Genomic DNA, 16,214 nt, shown 5'->3' on the forward strand with positions numbered 1-16,214 from the left:
TCCTAGCTCTTTACAATAACCTTCTCTTTCCTCATTGTATAAACTTAACCAAGATCTGAGCTAGATTGCGTATTAAATTTTACTTTCAAAATAGTATGTACCAGAACCAATTTCTCTGGTTAAGTCGGGCAAGATTACTTTGGCTTTGCTGTTTGCCGGTATGCTGACCTCAAGTTTCAATAGTCCATTTTCAAGTTTCCATGCTGATTTTACCGTGCCATAAACGGTTTCTAATTCCGCAGACGCACTTGTTATTTTTCCATTCGGTTTGGGAGCAATGACAACAGCTTTATAACCCGGATTGTCAGCGACCGAATTGATTCCGGCAATCGTTCTGTACATCCAGTCCCCAATTGCCCCATATGCATAGTGGTTGTAGGAGTTCATATCTGGGGTTTGAAAAGATCCGTCAGGTTTAATTCCGTCCCACCGTTCCCATATTGTTGTTGCGCCCATTTTTACGGGATAAAGCCAAGAAGGATAGCTTTCCTGCATTAAAAGGTCGTAAGCGACATCATTGTGACCAAACCTGGTCAACACATGACATAAATATGGTGTACCCAAGAATCCGGTTGTGAGGTGATTTCCATAGTCCCGGATATTGGCTACAAGACGATCCGCGCAGGCTGCTCTGAGTTGTTCGGGTAGCATATCAAATTGTAGTGCGAGTACATAGGCTGTTTGTGTTCCTGAAACTAACCTACCCGTTGGGGTCATGTATTCCCTTACAAAAGCGGATTTAATGTTTGTTAGGAGGGTACTGTATTTAGCTACGTCTTCCTGTTTACCCAATACATTTGCTGCATTGATCAATAGTTGGGTCGAATGTGCATAAAAAGTCTGTGCAATCAAATATTTGTCCGTTACAGCAGCTCTTCCATCGTTATCATCATTAGGACGATAAAAAAGCCAATCTCCAAAGTGGAAACCTGAATTCCATAGGTTATTTTTGGCGGTAGATGAGATATAATCTACCCATTTTCGCATGCTCTCATATTGATTTTCCAAGAACTGTCGATCGCCATAAGCCACATACATATCCCATGGGATAATGGTAGCTACATCTGCCCAGCCAGCAGAAGCACCATCATTTGCCCCCAGTACATTGGGAATTACGTGGGGGATTGCACCATTAGGGAGTTGGTCCGCCTTTACATCCTTTAGCCATTTGGTGAAAAATCCTGACACATCCATATTATAGGCCGCTGTATTGGCAAAAGCTTGCGCATCACCAGTCCATCCTAGGCGCTCATCGCGTTGTGGACAATCTGTTGGCACATCCAAAAAATTTCCTTTTTGTCCCCATTGAATGTTGTGCTGTAACTGGTTCAATAATGCATTTGAGGTTACGAATTTGCCTGTGGTCTCCATTGCTGAGTATAAGGCAACAGCTGTAACGTTTTCCGGTGTCAATTCACCTGGGTAGCCTTCGATCTTCACATACCTGAAACCCTGAAATGTAAAATGAGGTTCAAAGATCTGTGCTGTGTTTTCCTTTAAAATATAGATATCCTGTGCCTTTGCGGACCTGAGGTTTGTTGTATAAAAATTGCCTTCTTTTGTAAGCACTTCAGCATGGCTCAGGGTGATCTTGGTTCCGGCTGCACCTTTCGCTTTGAGCATGACCCAACCTACTAGATTTTGTCCAAAATCTACAACTGTTTCACCTGCTGGTGTTTTGAAAATCTTAAGGGCTTTAAACTGTTCATGTTTCTTAACTGGTGGACCAGCCATCGCAACAAGTTTTTCCGGCCCTTTCTCCATGATGCGGACGTTATTCCATTTATTGTCCTCTTTAAAGCCGATATTATCCCAGCCGGCTATTTCCATCCTGGCATCATAAATTTCGCCGTCATAAATATCAGATGCCATGATCGGTCCATAAGCATATTTCCAGCTTTCATCGGAATTGATTGTTTCTGTTGTACCATCCGTATATTCCACGAGGAGTTGCAGAAGCAATCCACGCGTGTCGCCATAAAAATTATGTTGATTTCCGAAGCCTATCCGTCCTTTATACCAGCCGTTTCCGAGGCTGACACCGAATACGTTGATACCATTTTTTAGTACAGTGGTCACATCATATACTTGGTACTGTAAATGATTTTTATAACTGGTCCACCCCGGAGCAAAATAAGTATCGCTGATGCGCTGGCCATTGATACGAGCTTCATATAGCCCTTTTGCTGTAACATAGACCATTGCAGACTTTAGTTTTTTATTTATGGAGAATTCTTTTCTAAAAATGGGGCTTCGTGCTGAGGTGTCCGTTTCTGCTACCTTGATCCATTTCGCGCTCCAGTCCATAGCGCCGATACCCATCTGAAAGAAATGGGCATCAGACCAGGCGGAGGTATTGCCATGATTGTCTTTTACCCTAACTTGCCAAAAATATCTTCTTTTTGAATGCAGTGCTGCTCCGTTATATTTAATCAGTACAGATTGATCTCCGGAGACAGTAGCTTCCCAGACGAGATCTTTTCCAAGGTTTATCGAAGCTTTATTTTTACCTACTCTGATTTCATAAGACGATTGTAAAGTGTTTTTTATTGGAGAAATAATTTTCCAGCTAAATCGGGGATTAGCCGTCTCGATTGCCATAGGGTTTTTAAGGTGTTCTACCTTGAGGTCGATTACGCTTAATTTTTGAGCATAGGTCATAAGCGAGAGGATGCACAGAAATCCTACTATTACAAATTTTTGAAGCAGAGTCTTTATAAATGGTTTCATATTTGACGATCGGTTTGGCCGGAAATCCGGAATGATAAGCTATTATCCGTAATAAACTTGATAGATGCATCATGGGCTATCCTGCTTGCTTGGTCAGGAAATGATGGTATATCACTTGAAAAGAAATAGGTATCCTAAAGGAAAATACAATTTTCAGCTTGATATGGAACTTCAAATAAGGAAAGGATTGTAGTCGGTGAAATCGGAGAGCTGAGCCTTGGACTCTACTTTTGTTTTAAAACATGCTGGTGCAAAAATGGGCAATAATTATTGGCCCATTTTGAATGTTTATCAGGACAGTTGTTTTTGGTTTTTTATTCTGGTCAATAGTAATGATAGCGAGCTTATCTAACGCTTGAAGATAACTAGAACCCCTATTTTGACTATATTTTTTTCTTAGTTGTGGCTATATCTTTGCTACTTTATTGTGTTTTTTTAATCTTCGATTTACTTATTTGATAGAATTTTTTATCATATTTTAGCCTTGATCATTTCTATCTGCTCGCAGGGCTGTCGACTTAATCTATCAAGGCTTGGACAGTAGTACATTTTCCAGGTCAGCTAGATCTGCAATGCCTTTTTTTATGATAATTTCTTTTCCGAACCTAGGTTGATAATAAGAAAAAACGACAGCCTTATTTTCTTTAATTTTTAGTGTCCCCTCCTGAAAGTATTCACCCTTAATTTTTACCCAAACCTCTAGAATGGTTTGATGGCAAAAACGTACATCTTCTAAGAGTTCTTGATGTGATTTAGGATTTATCTTGATATAAAATCGAGCATCATTGATGTTGAGTTCTTCCGTAAAATCAATCTGTAATTTGAGGAATGGATGACTCATTGACAATGGTTTTCCGAGTAAGTTCTGTTCAGCTTTTTCCCACCAGAAGCCTTTAGCGATAACCTCTACAAATTCGTCATGAAAGAAAAAGTAATAATGTGTATAGTCGGTCAACATTTCTTCCACTGAATTGCCCCATTCATACGATTGGCCATAGTGTTTTTTTTCATATTGATATCTTTCCATCAGCCATGTTGAGTTTTCAACCCGGTACACCCAGGTGCCTACCTCAAAATCTTCCCAATTTTCTCTGGGATCGTGATAAGGTGGAATTTCCCCACGGCAGATTCTGATTCCATCCATTTTTTGTATGGTGATTCTACCAAACTGTTCATCCTCCGTTTCAAAGCAGATAGAGGTTCCATTTTCATCGTATAGGACGGTGGGACTCAGTACTAGATCGGCAACGATGGGAACTTTAATTACTTGTATAAAGGGAATATTCTCTGTCATATATGTTTTGTTCTCAGATTTCTGAAAAGCGTTTTTAAATTTCACCTCCCTATTTCCTTCGTTCACCGAGTTTTTATACCCGTTGACCTAAAGACCATAGGCGGAGGAGCTATCGTATTATAATTTTGAATCAACAAATAAGTACAATAAACCACCGAGAGTATAAAGCTTCATCACTAATAATGGATGAATTATTTAGATGAAAAGCTAATATAATAAAATAAGAATATTATGAAAACATTCGTAAAAACATTCGTGGCAGCAGCGTTGATCGCAATAAGTACTTTCGCTATGGCCGCAGATAAACCATCTTCAACTTCAGAGAAAGCTATTGTTAATCTATTCACTGCAGATATCGCCCTTAGTCATTATGTTGCGGTTATCACTGAGGGAGAGTCGGCCGGAGTAGATCAATTATTTTCTACTGATTTTAGTCAAAAAATCCAATCTGTAAATGCAGAGACAAATAACCGTAGGGAAGTCATCAAATTTTTGAAAAAACAAAAAGGGGAGAAGCTCAACTGTAAAGTAAACACCCAGATCATCGAAGAATCGTCAGATTATATGGTCGCAAAGGTAACAATGCAATTTGCGGATTTCACCAAGACAGATCTTGTGACTTTGGTCAATGAGAATGGACGCTGGAAAGTGTCCAGTTCGGTAAATGCATATAAATAGGACAAAGAATCAATAACTAATGGTGAGTCAAGTTAGCTCATAGCCTGACTATTAGTGAATCATAAGTTTATAAGTTTAGTTTAGTAGCCACGTCGTGAGATGTGGCTTTTTTGTGCCTTTTAGTTTGAAACATGTATATGTTCTTTTTTTACAACTTTATCACTTGAATTTTTGAATTCGAGCACATACTTTCCCGGTCTTAGATAAAGTAATTCTTGTGTTTTTTTTATGAAAAGCTGATCCGCTGGTATTCGGTGTCCTGCTTTTTCTTCTGCATAATAGGCCTGTACGAAAAGCCCGTTCTCTCCCTTTGTAGTATTTAATAGGATTGTCTTTCGGAGCTCGCCGATGGTTAAATAATTTGGCCTCTTGTCAGGTATTAAATAGCGGGGGGAGAATACCGAAATGTCAACGAATTTATCATGCCATGCAGTGTCATTTTTCAAAGCAACAACGGGATCATTGAACGAACCAAATTGATTTGCTGCGCGAAATTCAGCGGTTTCAAATTCGGGATGATATTGTTCGGTATGTTTGCTTTGCGATATGGTTAGGGGGTTAATATTGGTCATGTCCCTAAAGAATTGAGCCATTTTTTTCCAATCATTCTGGGTTCCTTCATGTATATGATCATAACCTGCGTAAACAAGTAGTTTGGCATCAGGATCGTTTTTTAGAACTCTTGCTAAGTTGACAGCTTGTAAAGAATCTCGCATACGGAGACTACTTGTATTCTTATCAGCTTCGTATTTTATTAGTATAAAGTGCTGTCGCAAGGCTTCACGGATCATCTCTGCAAAGAGTGGTTCGCGGCTATAGAATCCTGTAGTGTCTGTGATATGTTGTGTTTCGTTTATGTTTTCATCCAATAATGTTTCGATAGCGAGATATTTAAAACCCAATTGACGGTATCCATTTAATAATTGTAATACAAAAGCACGGTGATATGGAATATTATGTGCTTCATTGATCATGACAACCTTTTCATTTTTTGATCGTTGCAAAATGTAGTTTTTAGCGTCGACAAATTGGTGCTGTTTATAAAAAGTAGTATCACATGTGATTTTGTATTCGTTGATCCATTTTACGTATTGTTGATCCCAATAGAATCGTGATTTTTCATAATCTCCCAGCTCGGAATAATGAGAGGACAATAGTTGATAGAAAAGAGATCTGCTTCTGTCGTCCATACTGTCAATGGCGAGTTTATTGAGTTCTTGTATGACAAACTGATAGTTTTCTGGATGATTGTTGGCGATCTGATTATATAATTTAAGTAATTTATCGGACGTGATCTGACCATATACCCATTGACTGGCAATAATAAATAAAAATACGAAATAAATTCTCATAACTAATGTTTTAGTTTGTTATAACTAATATATTAGTTATAGGTCGTGTTTCAAAATCTACAACACTATTTTTATCCTGAAATATGCTTTTTTAACACAATAAATTAACCTACACTAGATAGATCAGTAAGGCTGTACAAAAAATAAACCTTTTTTTACCTCCATTAATCAACTACCAATCAGCTACTACTAATCGCAGACACGGACTTTATAAAGTTTCAGGGTCGGTATATATACCTTCTGATTTGGGTTGGTCGCATAGATATTATTTGTCCACCAACTTTCTTCTGCTTTTGTGTATATCAGACGGTTTATTTTTGCATTCCAGTTTATGGATTTTATATGATGAGCATCAGCTAAGGGTGAGAATGGATCAAATTTTCGTTCTTTTATAGAAAAAATAACTACGCCATCTGTAAACGAAACCAATAAACGATTGTCATCTATCCGAGAGAGATCATGCCCGCCTTGTCCGGGAATTTTTATTGTATTGACGAGCGTTAAGCTTTTTTTAGCATCAGTTAATTTATAGGTTCGCAGATCGTCATAGCCAAGTACAAATAATTGCTGTAATCTGTTGTTCCAGATTACACCATGTCCCGAATAAAGTGTGTCCTTGTAGATTGGTTTCTCCGGTTGGTCTAATTGATAAAGCTCCAGAGAGTTACCTTTTGGATGAGTTGAGTTTGCCACAGCTACAAGTTTTCCGGGCAATATGTCGGCTGAATGGGCCATGGGTGTCTTCGCGTAAAACTCAATTTTTTTATCGGCGATATTCAATAAGCAGGTTGCACCAGTCGATGATGTAATCAGGATTTTTTTATTTGAAAACACGGGCTTGCATTCATCTATTGACTTGAAATAGTTGCTATATTCCTTCGGTATTTGATTGGCGCTTTCTCCGAATTGCCATTTCCAGACAATGGCTGAGCTATCGGAACCAATTGCGGGATTGATAATAAGCACTTTGTCATCTCCACAGGCAACCCAATACCCCTTTGGGATCTGCGTCAATTGCTGGCCATTGCCTAGAAAAGGTATTGCTAAGATGATCCACAGTACCAATGTGTCAATTATTCTACTAGGTTTCATTCCGTGTTCGGTTTTAATTTCGTATTTAAAGTTAATTAGATAAGTTGTTTGAAAACGAATATGATAACAAAAATAATTAGCTTTACTTATGATCATTGATGTCTTACAAATGAAAGAGATTTATTTTTCGTGCCTCAAACCATATAATGAGGATATCGTCCTGTTGGAATCCTGCTGGAATGAGGTAATCGTATCATATTCCGATCAACGAAGGGCATATCATACCTTGGTACATTTGCAGCATTTTAGCAATCAATTAGATCTTTGCAAAAATAAATTGTCAGATTATTCTACCGCTTATCTTGCTATGATTTATCATGATATCGTCTACTTTATGATGGATGGTAGTAACGAAGAAAAGAGCGCGCTTGTTGCTGTAAATCATCTAAATAGACTGCAGTATCCATCTGATTTGATCAGCATATGTAGCGAGATGATCTTAGCAACAAAGACACATGCGGGCAATAGTTCTTCCGATATCAATTACTTTATAGATGCCGATATGTCAATACTAGGGGCTGACAGTGTATCTTATGCTCAATATGCCGCCGGCATCCGCAAAGAATATGGAGATTCTATTTATTTTGACCAAGGTAGAAAACAAGTTCTGCAGAGTTTTCTGAATATGGAAAGGATCTTTAAAACAGATTTGTTTTTCGATAGGTATGAAAAACAAGCCCGTTTAAATATTCAACTGGAGATTGTGAGCTTAAGCTAAATTTCCTGTCGCCGATTTACCTCCCCATTTCCGCCATTCACCGAGTTTTCCTGTCCATTAGTCTAAAGCCCGTAGGTGAGGAGCGTATTGTGTTGTAGTTTTGAATCAACAAATAAGAACAACAGAACTAACACAATAGAATAAAGACATTATGAAAACACTAGTAAAAACATTCGCAGCAGTCGCTTTAATTGCATTATCTACTTTCGCTATGGCAACGGAAAAAATAGTCGGAAAAACAGAGAAAGCATCAGTTAATCTTTCCACAGCAGGCTTAGCCCTTGACCATTATGTTGCGGTGAAAACAAAGGGCGAATCAGCAGGAATAGAACAATTGTTTACGGAGGATTTCAGCCAAAATGTTCAATCTTCACAGGCAGCAACCGTTAGCCGTAATGCTGTAGTCGATTTTTTCAAAAAACAAAAAGGAGAAAAGTTGAATTGTAACGTGAGCGCCCGGATCATCGAAAAATCAGCAGACTATATGATCGCAAAAGTAACCATGAAATTTGAAAATTTTACCATGACGGATCTTGTTACTTTGGTTCGCGAAGGCGACAGCTGGAAAGTATCCAAATCTATTAACTCGTATAAATAAGCAGGTCGTTTAAAATAAATATATATGTTGGAGAGCCACATCGCGAGATGTGGCTTTTTAGTCGACCTATATGCTCCATACGATATCCATTTTCTTGCTTAACATATTTATATAAGTTTATATTCCTACACAATTATCCAAATTAAAAAATGAAGATTTTAATGGTATTGCTTGTCTTGCTTTCGTTTCAGAAATCAGTTGCTCAATCCTATGAACAATTGATGGATCTGGCTGGTACACAAATTAAATTGGAAAAATACAAAGACGCTCTTCTGACTTTTCAAAAAGCCTTTAAAAAGCAAGATGATAAAGGAAAATATGATTATGCAAATGCGCTGGTGATTGCACTTCGCTGTGGTAAAACCGACTTGGCTATTGAATGGTTAAATGAAGGGGTTAAATTAGGCTTGGGCGATAATGAACAAGAGCTGTCCTATTTTAAAAATGATTCCATATTTAAATCAATAATACATGACCTCACATACAAAAAAATCTTAGCGAAGATGGAAGCCCAAATTCAGCAAAAATATAAGCTAGATAAAATTTGGCAAGATGAAATTCTATCGAATGCGATCTCAGGTAAACAAGCTTCCTATCAAAATGCACGACAAGGTTTTGCATTGTATCATATTAATCAAGATGGACTTGAAATTCCATATCTTGTATTTGTTCCCAGGGGTTATCAGTGCGATACGCCAACAAGGACGCTTTTTTTCCTACATGGAGGAGTGAGTGCGCAAGAAGCATCGTTCACAGTAGACCCTCAGACACGGTTTGAACCTATTTTTACAATTGCTGATAGCACCAATTCGATTGTTATATATCCCTTTCAAAAAGGAAATCCTGGATGGAAGAATTATGACAATTGCTCTGCAATTATTGCGACGATATTGGCTGAGGTTAAGCTTCGTTATTATATTAACACAAATACAATGTATTTGGGGGGATTATCAATGGGGGGAAATGTCAGTTATCAGTTTGCTCAGGAACAAAATACCCCGTTTCGAGCATTTTATACCATTTCGGCACGGCCGAAGATTGGTGATTTTGAATCCGAAAACGGAATTCCAGAACTCACCCATCCAATCTACTCAATACATGCCAAAGACGATAGTCTTTATACCTACGACGACCTCATGAAAGTGTACCAACAAGTAGAGAAACAGACTAAAAATTGGGTGTTAAAATCCGTGGAAAGTGGAGGACATGGGTTTTCATACTTACCAACAGGTGAAAAATCAACTTTGGAATTTTTCAGAATGATGTTTAATAAAGAAGAGGAATAATTCCTCTTCTTGCCAGCATCAATTTTTTTATGATACTTAAATTTTTCTTTATGAACTTTCTAATGTACTGGTGAGTAACCGCACTCAATTAAATCATATTGATTTCGCATTAATTTGGCTTTTTATTGAATACTAATTTAGCAAACAGTATTTTTAATTTGCTATTAATGCTCCGCGTTGACTCAAAATTTTTCGGTTATCTTTTTCTACATCAAGGGTAATATCAGAAGCATTTTTTTCGGCAATAATATTCCGATATATTTTGTAGGTATAATTCCTGTTCGTGAATGTAATGACATGATTTCCTCCACTTCCGCCAAACTCCAATTTGCCATTATTAATTATAATATCAGGTTGCGCGTTTTCTTTGTTGCCAATCTTCCAAGAAGCATATCTGTACTTTCCGTTAGCAAGTTCATCTACTCTAATCAGATATTTTTCGGTTCTTATTGTATATACCGGATTTTTAAATTGTTTTAAAGAACTGTGTACGTAATCTTTTTGTTGTTGGATCAATGTTTGTTTTAATTTTTTTTCAAAAGGGCTCTGATAGTTTATGGCGGTTATTTTCCCTTCATCACTATCTATCCATAGAGTGCCGTTATCGAGCATGATTCCCCGCCAACCAACTTCCGTCCATTGTTCAGTTTTTGAACTTGCAATCAGATTGAGGAGCGTCTGATCAAAAATCTCGTGAGACCGTTGCTTAAATTCTTTTGGATTTTTAATAGCTGGAATCGGGTTTTCTCGCTTCAAAGGGTAATTTATAATGGCTGAAATAGCATCGAAGTTCTTTTGTTTGAAGAGTGAGATTATGTTATTGATCTTGGCTTTTTTTGAAGCGTTAATTTCGATATCCTGTGCCTGGCCAAAGCCATAAGTCAGTAACATTACAATTAAAAAGCTAAATTTCATCTGTTGTTTTATTATGCTGTATATATCACCTTTGAAATTACTAAATTATATTATTCATGATCAATTGAGCCTTCTTTCTCTATTTTATTTATTCCATAAATAATAATGTCTGAATTATCCTCATCAATTTTACCCACTACCAATTTAAAGCCGACTCGCTCCAAGAGTTTTTTGGACGTTATATTTTCGCGATGCGTATATGCTTCAATGTATTCAAATCCTGCTTCATTGAAGGCATAATCTAGTATTGCCTTTACGGCTTCACTCATTAATCCTTTCCCTTGAAATTGAGGAAGCAACTCGTAGCCTATCTCCGCATAATTTGTACTTCGGTCGATATTCCATAAGGTTATCGTTCCAATAAATTCACTGGGAGCTATGGTATTGATCGTGAAGTAAAAATTATTTTTTCTGACTAGCTCTATAAACTGCTTGATCTCTTCGAGATTTTTATTGACATCCCGCTCAATATATTTAGCAACTTGTGGATTGGTCCTAAGATAATACATGTTTTGGAGGTCGGACAGTTCGACAGGTTTCAATATTAGTTTGTCGGTTGAAATTTTAGTTCCCATAGCAAGTCTGTTTATAATGAATTGACTCAATTTATGAATAAAAATTGTCATTTTATTGGTCAATGGAGCATCTATTTTCCGCGTTCGATTTCAGCTTTGGTCAACAGCTGTAAGTACTCTAAAAAGACTGCTTTTCCCATATTGTCAAAAAATTATAAGGGAAAAAGAATACTAAATTTCTGAAGTTGTTAAGCCATATTTCTCTTTGAATGATGAATAAAAATGACTTAGGTTTTCAAAACCAAGATCCAGATAGAAGGTTGTTGGTTTTTGCCGTTTGTGTTTGATCAAATAATACGCTTCTTCCAGACGTTTATTCTTGAGCCACAATTTCGGACTACAATCAAAGATCTCAGCAAAGTCACGTTTGAAAGAAGATATACTGCGTCCCGTAAGTTTAGCGAATGATTCTATCGGCACATTAAACATATAGTTGTTGTTCATAAATTCTTCCAAATCGATTTTATAGGTTTTAATGAAATCGAATAGGATATATTTTAAATCAGGGTTACTATCAAGCAAGAGCTCGATGGCCTCCCTGACTTTGATATCGGCAAGTCTAGGTGTTGCCTGTTTCGTTTTATTTATATAAGGAGCAAGCGAAATAAAATAACTGGTGAGGAACTCATTGGGCTCAAAAAATAATTTCTGCTTTCCTCGATACTGTGTATCTATCACAATTTTATTTTCAAAAGCGTAACGCTGCAAAGTTTCTTTGTCCAATGTTATCGCAATGAAATTATATTTTCCAGATTTTGAAGGATATTTTATGGTACGGATAAGCTGATTTTTTTTGACCAGAACGACCATGTTTTCATGGATAACTGTAAATCCCTGATCATGAAAAGCATGTGTTTCACCGCAGAGCTGAAATCCTAAAAAATGATCCGGATAAAATTCCTCGGATCCCCTATGTTTTTCAAATGCACAGGAATACACCAGCCTATCAAATATGATCTCGTGGGTTGCAGTCATGATACAAATATCATTAAATTAAAGGATTATCTGACTACCCGCGCTTGCAATTTCTTTATCCTGCTCAGGAGTACCTCCGGAGCAACCAATAGCTCCAATGATATTGTCTTTCGCGTCTTTAATAACTATTCCTCCAGGTATTGTCAATAAACCATCATTGGAGTTGATCATGCCATAGGAATGGATATCAGCGCCAGCGATAATACTCCCCATAGTGTCACTGTCTACACCAAACATGACCGCAGTTTTTGCTTTTTTTATCGCGAAGTCTATGACACCAAAGACACTGTCAAGTCTTGCTAAAGCCATTAAATGTCCGCCATTATCTACTACTGCTATGCAGACAGAAATACCTATTTCGTTCGCTTTCACAATAGAAGCATTCAATAGTTGGGTTGCTTGATTATAATTTATATTCATCATATTGGTCCATTATTTTATGAAAAGAGCACAGCAAGGTAGCTGTGCCCATAGGATATTGTTTATTTAACTAACTTTTTGCAGTCCAGGCTTCGACCTGCAGCTGTTTTACAAATTCTTCGGTTTCCTTAGGATAAACATTCCTAAAATTAGAATTTTCGTCCAGCGCTACATCTACAATGCAATCTGCCATGCCTTGTGGATCCAATTGATTATTCAACGATTCAGCGATGCCATCAAATACAGCATGCGGTGTGAAATTGACTTCAGGATCATACCAGCGGAATATACTATCCACACCACGGTCATTGAATCCTGTACCATATACACCGGGATTACATGTTGCAATCTTGATGTTAAAGTCGGTTAGTTCTGTTTTTAACCCTTCAGCAATTGCTTCCATTGCGTGTTTTGAAGCGCAATAAGCCGCCACATAGGGCACTGTCCAAAGGCCACCCATTGAGGTTGTGAACACAATCTTGCCCGACTTTTTCTGGGCAATAAATTTTTTGATAAATCCTTGTGCGAGCTCAAGACCTCCAAATACATTGACATCAAACATAGCACGGATTAAGTCCATTGGCTGTTCAGCAATTGGTCCACCTTCCATGATGCCAGCATTGCTGATCAGGATATCAATATCATATTTCTTGTGAATATAAGCTAGGTCCCGAGGGTCGGTCACATCTAATTTGTCAACAATAAGATTGATTCCTTTTTCGGTAGCCTCACGTATTAAGTCGCTTACCTGTGGATAAACCTGTGCGGTTGCAATTACTTTGTAACCTTTGCTTGCCAGATCAAATGCAGCAATTTTTCCAAAACCGCTTGCAGCTCCTGTAATTAATATTGTTTTACTCATTTTTTTAATCTAAATGGTTTAGACTAAATTACCTGAGTTTGCATGTTGAAAGTGTTTCTGTATAGTTCAATTTTATATTGTTCAATGGCTCAATCTTCCAATATGAAAACGTATAGCCGTGAAGACGCTGCTAAATTCGGAGCGATCCTGAGATCTGGCTTTTTCTGTTTTTCAAGGGAGCAGGTAAGAGATTCTTTTCTAAATAATACCTATTTCATCGCTATATTATTCGTATTTGAAGCAGACTTTATTCGCTTTTATCCGAATGAGGTCCGAGTAAAGTCTGTTTAAAGTCCCTATGAAATCGCAAGATAATAGGAACCTATCCATACTTTGTTTCCTCGTTGTTCTAAGACAAAGGACAATTTGTAAAATCCGCTGGGAGGCAATTGCTGCGGCCTGCTCATTTTTTAATTTTCTTCTGAAATAAGCAAAACCGTTTTAGTTTTTTTTATATTTGTTTTATTCAATCTTATGGATGTATCAATACTAAGCTGTAGACGTGTTGGAGTTTCGATTTTTCGGAATACCGACGCGCGTTTATTATCGGATTTTATGGTGATAATAAATGTATTGAATGAACCTAAGATGGATAGAGGATAACCAAATACGATAAAGCTATAGCATTTTTACTTTTCAACGAAGGGGATAGTTCTTGCTATTTTGTCATCACTATGAGAGAAAGGTCCAAGATTTGGTGACCCATTTTTTATATTTTCACCAGAGTGACAATGTATAAACCGAGATATGATCATATTGAAGAGAAGGAAAACCTGTTGGCCCTGCGTTCGGGCTGCCAAACAGCTTTTCGTCAAATTTATACCCTCTACAGTGGCCGAATCTATCTCAACATTCGTAAAATGGTCAAGTCCGAACAGGATGCTGCCGAGCTCTTACAGGAAGTTTTTATAAAAGTATGGGATAAGCGGGAGCTAATTGATCCCGAACAGTCTTTTCGATCCTATCTGTTTCAGATTGCTAAATACACCGTATATAACTTTATCCGTAAAAATAATCTGGAGAAACAGATTCAAGCCTACCTTAGTCAACATAATACACAATTGTATAGCCATGTAGAAGAACAATTAGACGAAAAACAGGACGAACAATGGCTCTCCCAGACGATTGAACAGCTTCCTCCCCAACGCAGACTGATCTACAAGCTTTGTAAGATCGAAGGTAAAAGCTACGCTGAAGTAAGTACCTTATTAAGAATATCGACTTCCACAATCAATGACCATATTGTAAAAGCTACCAAATATATCAAAGAAAGGCACGGTGTTTTGGATAAATCCACGCTGTTAATAGCCTCTTTTATACTTCTCCAACATCATTGATCCCTATTATTTTCTTTAGGCTGAAAAAATATAAAATAAAATTGCAACGGGAGCAGATGATCGTTGCTTTTGAAGTGTATTAGCTAAAAAGAAGATAACCAATTGTGGAAAAAAAAGTACTTCAATATACGCTAAGACAGTATATACATGGGGAGCTCAGTGAGGAAAATTCCCGCGCTTTTCTGTCTTATATAAAATCGGGGGAAGACCGAATACTGCTGCAGGAGCTGATCCAAGAAGTCCTGGATGATCCTGTAGATCGGGTCCTGCTTCAGGATCCCGAACTTCTGCTGGTACTGGATAACACTTGGGAGCAATTACATCTTCAGATAAATAAACCAAAAGCGAGATCATTGTGGTCCTGGAAACGTATTGCCGCTGTTGCCGCTACTGTCATTGGAATATCGTTTGCTGGTTGGTGGTTTTTTGATGGTGTAAGTGATTCCGTAAATCGACAGTCTAAGCAAGAGTTGATATCGCCAGGAAAACAATCCGCGACCTTAACCCTGGCCAATGGCGATCAGATTCGCTTACAGGAGACCATGAATGGACAGATTGCAGATGAAATGGGTATCAAGATTTCTAAAAGTAATGATGGACAATTGATCTACGAAGTAGGGAAGAATGCGGGGGGTGGGTCTGGCAATCACATATTATCAACAACCAAAGGAGAAACCTATCGGATTAAGTTACCAGATGGTACACAGGTATGGCTCAATGCTGCTTCAGCCCTTAAGTATCCAATGCAGTTTGCCCATAAAGGGAAAAGGGAAGTGGAATTGGTAGGAGAAGCCTATTTTGAGGTAACAAAGGACCCCAAGCATCCTTTTATTGTCAATACATCCGGTCAACAGATCAAAGTACTGGGAACCCATTTTAATGTAAATAGCTACGCCGATGAACCAGCATTGCGAACTACACTTTTGGAAGGGAGTGTCGAAGTATCCTCCAGTAGCCAAAAACTGCGGTTACTTCCTGGACAACAATCTAGCCTTAATGCCAACGGAACGCTTAAATTACAGCAAGTAGATACGGCTCCAATAATTGCGTGGACCAATCACGAATTTATGTTTGATGAGGATGATATCGAAAGTGTAATGCGCGAAATAGCACGCTGGTATAATGTGGATGTAATCTATCAGGGAAAAAAAACAACAGAGAAGTTCGGCGGAGGGATATCCCGCTTTGATAACGTAAAGCAAGTCTTAAATCTGCTTGAAAATACGGGGGCAGTCCATTTCAGGATTGAAGGGAAAACCCTATATGTTCTTCCGTAATTATTTAATAAATAATTGATTATAAATACCTAAAAAAGTAACTGATGAATAGAAATATACAAAACGAATAGTCACCACGGTGGGCTATAAGAAAGCAACCAAGAT

16 protein-coding genes are annotated in these 16,214 nt (G+C 37.8%); 7 read left to right on the forward strand and 9 right to left on the reverse strand.

From position 1 onward, the window contains the following. Positions 1–72: 72 nt before the first annotated feature. Both DFQ12_RS14095 and DFQ12_RS14100 read right to left on the reverse strand, forming a co-directional pair. Positions 73–2,730: a glycoside hydrolase family 78 protein gene (locus DFQ12_RS14095; protein ID WP_120259696.1), complete on the reverse strand. Its 2,658-nt coding sequence runs from the start codon at positions 2,728–2,730 to the stop codon at positions 73–75. Between the two features lie 526 nt (positions 2,731–3,256). Next, the gene (locus DFQ12_RS14100) at positions 3,257–4,024 is read right to left on the reverse strand and encodes a hypothetical protein (protein ID WP_147420414.1); all 768 of its coding nucleotides are present in this window, start codon (positions 4,022–4,024) and stop codon (positions 3,257–3,259) included. Positions 4,025–4,255: 231 nt separating this feature from the next. Here DFQ12_RS14100 and DFQ12_RS14105 point away from each other — a divergent pair, with 231 nt between their 5' ends. Continuing rightward, entirely contained in the window at positions 4,256–4,702 is a 447-nt protein-coding gene (locus tag DFQ12_RS14105; protein WP_120259698.1) for an MTB12 C-terminal domain-containing protein, read from the forward strand. A gap of 119 nt (positions 4,703–4,821) precedes the next feature. Here the strand turns inward: DFQ12_RS14105 and DFQ12_RS14110 are convergent, their stop codons facing one another. Both DFQ12_RS14110 and DFQ12_RS14115 read right to left on the reverse strand, forming a co-directional pair. Further along, positions 4,822–6,054, reverse strand: a complete 1,233-nt coding sequence (locus DFQ12_RS14110) for a hypothetical protein (protein WP_120259699.1) — start codon at positions 6,052–6,054, stop codon at positions 4,822–4,824. A gap of 189 nt (positions 6,055–6,243) precedes the next feature. Then, positions 6,244–7,146, reverse strand: coding sequence for a DUF6528 family protein (locus DFQ12_RS14115; protein WP_208642551.1), 903 nt, complete (start codon positions 7,144–7,146; stop codon positions 6,244–6,246). Positions 7,147–7,255: 109 nt separating this feature from the next. Here DFQ12_RS14115 and DFQ12_RS14120 point away from each other — a divergent pair, with 109 nt between their 5' ends. The 3 genes from DFQ12_RS14120 (at position 7,256) to DFQ12_RS14130 (ending at position 9,748) form a co-directional block, all read left to right on the forward strand. Beyond that, positions 7,256–7,864 carry an HD domain-containing protein gene (locus DFQ12_RS14120; RefSeq protein ID WP_147420415.1) on the forward strand — a complete coding sequence of 203 codons (609 nt, stop codon included), beginning with the start codon at positions 7,256–7,258 and terminating at the stop codon, positions 7,862–7,864. Between the two features lie 151 nt (positions 7,865–8,015). Next, entirely contained in the window at positions 8,016–8,462 is a 447-nt protein-coding gene (locus DFQ12_RS14125; RefSeq protein WP_120259701.1) for a nuclear transport factor 2 family protein, read from the forward strand. 149 nt (positions 8,463–8,611) lie between these two features. Next, positions 8,612–9,748, forward strand: coding sequence for a dienelactone hydrolase family protein (locus DFQ12_RS14130; RefSeq protein WP_120259702.1), 1,137 nt, complete (start codon positions 8,612–8,614; stop codon positions 9,746–9,748). Between the two features lie 153 nt (positions 9,749–9,901). On the opposite strand, the gene DFQ12_RS14135 is transcribed toward DFQ12_RS14130, so the two are convergent. The 5 genes from DFQ12_RS14135 to DFQ12_RS14155 form a co-directional block, all read right to left on the reverse strand. Then, entirely contained in the window at positions 9,902–10,663 is a 762-nt protein-coding gene (locus DFQ12_RS14135) for a hypothetical protein (RefSeq protein WP_208642552.1), read from the reverse strand. Positions 10,664–10,713: 50 nt separating this feature from the next. Continuing rightward, entirely contained in the window at positions 10,714–11,238 is a 525-nt protein-coding gene (locus DFQ12_RS14140) for a GNAT family N-acetyltransferase (RefSeq protein ID WP_167457275.1), read from the reverse strand. A gap of 171 nt (positions 11,239–11,409) precedes the next feature. Further along, positions 11,410–12,213 carry a helix-turn-helix domain-containing protein gene (locus tag DFQ12_RS14145; RefSeq protein ID WP_120259704.1) on the reverse strand — a complete coding sequence of 268 codons (804 nt, stop codon included), beginning with the start codon at positions 12,211–12,213 and terminating at the stop codon, positions 11,410–11,412. An 18-nt stretch (positions 12,214–12,231) separates the two neighbouring features. Continuing rightward, positions 12,232–12,636, reverse strand: a complete 405-nt coding sequence (locus tag DFQ12_RS14150; protein ID WP_208642553.1) for a GlcG/HbpS family heme-binding protein — start codon at positions 12,634–12,636, stop codon at positions 12,232–12,234. Positions 12,637–12,703: 67 nt separating this feature from the next. Then, entirely contained in the window at positions 12,704–13,495 is a 792-nt protein-coding gene (locus tag DFQ12_RS14155) for an SDR family oxidoreductase (protein WP_120259705.1), read from the reverse strand. A gap of 102 nt (positions 13,496–13,597) precedes the next feature. On the opposite strand from DFQ12_RS14155, the gene DFQ12_RS14160 reads away from it, so the two are divergent. The 3 genes from DFQ12_RS14160 (at position 13,598) to DFQ12_RS14170 (ending at position 16,109) form a co-directional block, all read left to right on the forward strand. After that, a complete protein-coding gene (locus tag DFQ12_RS14160) occupies positions 13,598–13,786 on the forward strand; it encodes a hypothetical protein (protein WP_147420416.1) in 189 nt (62 codons plus the stop codon). A gap of 440 nt (positions 13,787–14,226) precedes the next feature. Next, complete coding sequence (locus tag DFQ12_RS14165; RefSeq protein ID WP_120259707.1) at positions 14,227–14,832, forward strand: RNA polymerase sigma factor; 606 nt, start codon at positions 14,227–14,229, stop codon at positions 14,830–14,832. A gap of 104 nt (positions 14,833–14,936) precedes the next feature. Beyond that, positions 14,937–16,109, forward strand: coding sequence for a FecR family protein (locus tag DFQ12_RS14170; RefSeq protein ID WP_120259708.1), 1,173 nt, complete (start codon positions 14,937–14,939; stop codon positions 16,107–16,109). The last annotated feature ends 105 nt before the right edge of the window (positions 16,110–16,214 follow it).

Origin of the sequence: Sphingobacterium detergens (assembly GCF_003610355.1) — a bacterium.
Taxonomy (GTDB): Bacteria; Bacteroidota; Bacteroidia; order Sphingobacteriales; family Sphingobacteriaceae; genus Sphingobacterium; species Sphingobacterium detergens.

Coding starts and splice junctions, on each gene's coding strand:
- DFQ12_RS14095 (WP_120259696.1), bottom strand. CDS start 2,730: ATGAAACCATTTATAAAGACTCTGCTTCAAAAATTTGTAATAGTAGGA.
- DFQ12_RS14100 (WP_147420414.1), bottom strand. CDS start 4,024: ATGACAGAGAATATTCCCTTTATACAAGTAATTAAAGTTCCCATCGTT.
- DFQ12_RS14105 (WP_120259698.1), top strand. CDS start 4,256: ATGAAAACATTCGTAAAAACATTCGTGGCAGCAGCGTTGATCGCAATA.
- DFQ12_RS14110 (WP_120259699.1), bottom strand. CDS start 6,054: ATGAGAATTTATTTCGTATTTTTATTTATTATTGCCAGTCAATGGGTA.
- DFQ12_RS14115 (WP_208642551.1), bottom strand. CDS start 7,146: ATGAAACCTAGTAGAATAATTGACACATTGGTACTGTGGATCATCTTA.
- DFQ12_RS14120 (WP_147420415.1), top strand. CDS start 7,256: ATGAAAGAGATTTATTTTTCGTGCCTCAAACCATATAATGAGGATATC.
- DFQ12_RS14125 (WP_120259701.1), top strand. CDS start 8,016: ATGAAAACACTAGTAAAAACATTCGCAGCAGTCGCTTTAATTGCATTA.
- DFQ12_RS14130 (WP_120259702.1), top strand. CDS start 8,612: ATGAAGATTTTAATGGTATTGCTTGTCTTGCTTTCGTTTCAGAAATCA.
- DFQ12_RS14135 (WP_208642552.1), bottom strand. CDS start 10,663: ATGAAATTTAGCTTTTTAATTGTAATGTTACTGACTTATGGCTTTGGC.
- DFQ12_RS14140 (WP_167457275.1), bottom strand. CDS start 11,238: ATGGGAACTAAAATTTCAACCGACAAACTAATATTGAAACCTGTCGAA.
- DFQ12_RS14145 (WP_120259704.1), bottom strand. CDS start 12,213: ATGACTGCAACCCACGAGATCATATTTGATAGGCTGGTGTATTCCTGT.
- DFQ12_RS14150 (WP_208642553.1), bottom strand. CDS start 12,636: ATGATGAATATAAATTATAATCAAGCAACCCAACTATTGAATGCTTCT.
- DFQ12_RS14155 (WP_120259705.1), bottom strand. CDS start 13,495: ATGAGTAAAACAATATTAATTACAGGAGCTGCAAGCGGTTTTGGAAAA.
- DFQ12_RS14160 (WP_147420416.1), top strand. CDS start 13,598: ATGAAAACGTATAGCCGTGAAGACGCTGCTAAATTCGGAGCGATCCTG.
- DFQ12_RS14165 (WP_120259707.1), top strand. CDS start 14,227: ATGTATAAACCGAGATATGATCATATTGAAGAGAAGGAAAACCTGTTG.